We start from the raw sequence: 833 nt of genomic DNA on the forward strand, positions 1-833 counted from the left end.
GAACTCTCCAGAAAGAATGCTGAACGAAATATCAACTTGGCCATTTTCATCCACAAATGTTTGAACGCCACGTACGTTACCATCATCAAACTCTTGCCAAATACCTGACTTATCATTGAGTTCAACGATTGGAATATCCGCTACGCCTTTCACATCAACAATGACGGTTTTGTTCCCGAGTGAAAGTACATCTTGCGCAGAACCTGTTGAAAGCGATGCGCTGTCTTTTACGATGCCTTCAACGTTGAAGGTGAAATCGTCGTTACTGTGCAGTGGTGGCAGCACTTCTACATTCGTCAGCTGCGACTCAGGAATTTCGTAATACAGCACATTGCCGTTGCCATCCGTTACTTCAACAATCTGTGAAGGATTCGCGCCATCGAGCCAGACAAGCGTCACGCCGTCGATAGAGAAATTCGAGATGCGAACAAACAGCTCTTCTGAACCATCCATATCCGCGGATGGTTTCATTGAAATCACTTCGCTTAATTGAAGTGGATCGTGGTCAGTAACCGGATCGACCGTATCTTGAGTGCGAGCGTTATCCTCGAAAATATTGATGCGATTAACGGTAAAGCTACCAGCATCAGCGACTGGAGAGACATCAATGACGATGGTTTCCGTTTCTGAGCGAGCCGTTTCTTTACCTGTCAGTGGATTCACGCTCTCCGTGGTGATCGCAGTGACATCAATTTTTATTTCACCCGAGAAGTTATCAATTGGATCGACTTGAACATCGCCAATTCGACTTGCATCAACAAGGTATACCCCACCCGTTTGCGCGATGGCACTGCCATCTGAGTAAACTAGCGTTGCGTTGCCCTCACCTTGGG

The 833-nt window shown here is 46.7% G+C and carries 1 pseudogene; it reads right to left on the reverse strand.

Annotated elements, in window-relative coordinates:
* Positions 1-833, reverse strand: a pseudogene (locus tag R7R24_RS25800) (tandem-95 repeat protein); the annotation flags it as partial.

The sequence above is a fragment of the Vibrio sp. 704 genome, from assembly GCF_033339295.1.